At 36.9% G+C, this 3,156-nt stretch carries 5 protein-coding genes; 4 read left to right on the top strand and 1 reads right to left on the bottom strand.

Annotated elements, in window-relative coordinates:
- Positions 1 to 608: M13 family metallopeptidase N-terminal domain-containing protein (locus tag Q8907_15015; protein ID MDP4275582.1), on the bottom strand; the 608-nt coding region annotated here is incomplete at its 3' end.
- Between the two features lie 206 nt (positions 609 to 814).
- Between Q8907_15015 and Q8907_15010 the strand changes: the two genes are divergently transcribed.
- The 4 genes from Q8907_15010 to Q8907_14995 all read left to right on the top strand — a co-directional run bounded on the left by Q8907_15010 (position 815) and on the right by Q8907_14995 (position 3,007).
- Entirely contained in the window at positions 815 to 1,222 is a 408-nt protein-coding gene (locus tag Q8907_15010) for a hypothetical protein (GenBank protein MDP4275581.1), read from the top strand.
- A gap of 75 nt (positions 1,223 to 1,297) precedes the next feature.
- On the top strand, positions 1,298 to 1,873 hold the full coding sequence (locus Q8907_15005; protein MDP4275580.1) for a class I SAM-dependent methyltransferase: 576 nt from the start codon (positions 1,298 to 1,300) through the stop codon (positions 1,871 to 1,873).
- Between the two features lie 142 nt (positions 1,874 to 2,015).
- On the top strand, positions 2,016 to 2,492 hold the full coding sequence (locus Q8907_15000) for a hypothetical protein (GenBank protein ID MDP4275579.1): 477 nt from the start codon (positions 2,016 to 2,018) through the stop codon (positions 2,490 to 2,492).
- Between the two features lie 23 nt (positions 2,493 to 2,515).
- Entirely contained in the window at positions 2,516 to 3,007 is a 492-nt protein-coding gene (locus tag Q8907_14995) for an N-acetyltransferase family protein (GenBank protein ID MDP4275578.1), read from the top strand.
- Positions 3,008 to 3,156: the final 149 nt, after the last annotated feature.

Genomic DNA, 3,156 nt, shown 5'->3' with positions numbered 1-3,156 from the left:
TTGCGTATATCCACCGCATGATCGTCCGTATCGAAATAGAAACGGCGGTCGGGCAAACTCAGCCCGCCCTGCCATATCCTGATGACATTCCGGCTGCTTATCTTGTCGTCCTGCCCCACTCCGAAATCGAACATATTGGAAACGCCAATACTCATCAGGGTTGCAGAAAGGCGTGACAGGCCATTGAGATCTTTAATGGCTGAAATCTTGGCAAACATGGGTTTTAAATCATTCAGCCCTTTTCGGTTGATACTGACGCTGTCCATTCCCGAGAAGAAGAAATCCCCTATTTTCTGTTTATTGCTACCTTTCACATTCTGTCTGAGGGCGGCAGACGATTCGCAGATATGCCTGACCTGCGAATTGATGGTATCCTGGATAAGCTGGAATATGCCGTTGCTTTGTTCGCTTGGTGGAATAGGATTTGCCTTAAACCAATTCCCATTGGCATATTGAAAAAAATCAACGCCGGGTTTGACGCTGTTGTCTATGTGCGAAACCAGAGGGTCAGGCAAGGGCGCATTGCCCCTCTGCTGGGCATAAGATATGGAAAATGTAGTGAAGGCCACTGCAATCGCCAGTGGAAATCTGAAAAAATGTTTTTTCATATTTTAAACTATTGTAATTATTGGGGTAAAAATAATAAAGATATGAGCAGGAAAAGAATATAGGGGAATTTTTATCATGAGATGGTTTATGAATTGAAATTCAATTTTTGCTTGTTATAAATAAACACCATTTACTTTTATTATTCTGATTTTAATTTACAACTTTGAACAATAATATATATAACATCAGAAATTTGAATAAAAGGATGAAACAATTTTTATGTTTTTTATCGATTATAGTCTTATCAAAACTTTGCTTTACCCAGGTAATTAAGCCATTCGTTGGAATTGACGGACATTATGGTATCCGGAATAAAGTAACGGGTAAAACTTTAATAGATACTAAATTCAAACGAATTGAGCAATACAATGATTCAATGATAGTCGTCGTTGATGATAAAGGAAATTATGCCATTATTGACACTTTAGAGCACATATTATTGCCCTATTCCAAGTATAGCACCGGTTTTATCGACTATGATTCTGTCAATATTTCAAGATTTATAGAATCTCCTTATCGCAATGATAAGGGAGAAATATCTTACTACACCTATATAGTTTATAGAAACAGAAATTGTATTTCCAGTGATTATTATAAATGGATCACATATTAAGCAGTGGACTAAACCAAATTAAATTTGAAACGTTAATAATGATTCATTGAAACCTATCTTAAAATAAAGGAAAAGATGGCTTTAAGTTATGAAAATCCAAATTTGTTGTACCGGCTAATCGATGAACTCGGGAACAACCGGTTATTCAGCTTTATCTACACCAGCTATATTAAAAAGCTTAATTTTAAAGGGAATGAGAAAGTCCTTGATTTCGGCAGCGGATCTGGTGCAGGATCCAGACATCTGGCTAAAGTTCTACAGAACGGCGGACATTTGACCTGTGTGGATATTTCGAAATATTGGACCAATAAGGCAAAAAAACGGTTGAGAAATTTCAATCATGTTGAATTTCTGGTTGGCCAATTGCCTGAAATGGAATTAAAAACTAATTCCTTTGACATTATTTACATTTTTTATACCTTACATGATGTTTCTCCGGATTTGAGAAACGGAATAGTCAGGGAATTTTATAAAATACTCAAAGAAGGCGGAAAAATCTATATTAAAGAGCCGAAACGTCAATACGATGGAATGCCCGTTGCAGAGATAGTTGATTTAATGGTTGATCACAGCTTTGTTGAAGAATATTCTTTAGAGAAAAAAGGCACATATACTGCCGTTTATAGAAAGGACGTTGCTGCAAACACCTAGACAGATAACAATTCAATGATCATATACATATTAATATCACATACTCCGGAATTAATAAATTGACCAATAGCAAATTGCTGCTATTCAATACAAATTTTTGAACATTTCCCAGAAATCAATACAAACTAAACTTTAAGTAGTCATGGAACTTAATTTAGATTTATTGAGAAATAAGAAAAAATCCATATCTGCGATTATCCTTGGATTATTAATCTTATGTTTCTTGGTTTATGCGATAATTTGGAGCGATATGATGCCCTCCTCGCATTATGCTCCTGTATTTGACGGAATATTATATGGGCTTCTATTTTTTACAGGAATCTACTTTATGATTTCCGGTTTTGGATATTCTGTAGCCAGACTTTTTGGAAAAGCATTTATAATCATTGATAAAGAAAAGATTTCAATAAAAGCCAACGTATTTGTTAAAGAACAAAAAGTAATGTGGGATGATATCAAATCAATTTCTTATAGTTCAAATAGATACCATATCGTTAAAATCAATGATCACAGGCAAATGATAGACCTTTCAAAATTTGATTATTATTTGTTGAAAATCATAAAAGATACGGTCCGCAGTATGGCAAAGGAAAAAGGATTGATTATATTCGAGAGTTAGAAATAAAACATAACTTTGTTAAAATGAAAATCGAATTTATGACTCCGCAAGCCTGGCCAGCTGTGGCCAGGATATATGAAGCAGGTATCGCCACAAAAAACGCCACATTCCAGACAGAGGCACCGGATTGGGAGGCCTGGGATAAGGCGCACAGAAAAGATTGCCGGTTAATTGCCAAGACCGGTGATAAAATTGTGGGTTGGGCAGCCTTGTCCCCTATTTCAAGCCGTTGTATCTATTCGGGTGTTGCAGAGGTCAGCATCTATATTGATCCTGCTTACAGACAACAAGGCATTGGCGATCAACTGATGGCGGCCTTAATAAAAGAATCCGAAAGAAATGGCGTCTGGACATTACAGTCAGGTGTTTTTCCCGAAAACACAGGCAGCATGAGGCTCCACCACAAACACGGCTTCCGGACACTCGGCATCAGGGAAAGGATTGGGAAAATGGATGATATCTGGAGAGACGTGGCTTTTTTAGAAAGAAGAAGCAAAGTTACCGGCATTGATTAAAAATGAAGATTGCAAAAATTGACAAAGACCAGTTGATCAGGCAATTTGGAAATGAAATTTCCAGGTTATCCCGCAGGACGATAGAGAATAAGGAACTGGCTAAATCTGCCGGCCTTGCCGAATTATTCCGGAAATTTGACGAAGAAACT

The organism is Bacteroidota bacterium (genome assembly GCA_030706565.1).
Classification (GTDB): Bacteria; Bacteroidota; Bacteroidia; order Bacteroidales; family JAUZOH01; genus JAUZOH01.
The sequence above is the reverse complement of the archived record's forward strand: the minus strand, read 5'-3'. Positions and strand labels throughout refer to the sequence as shown.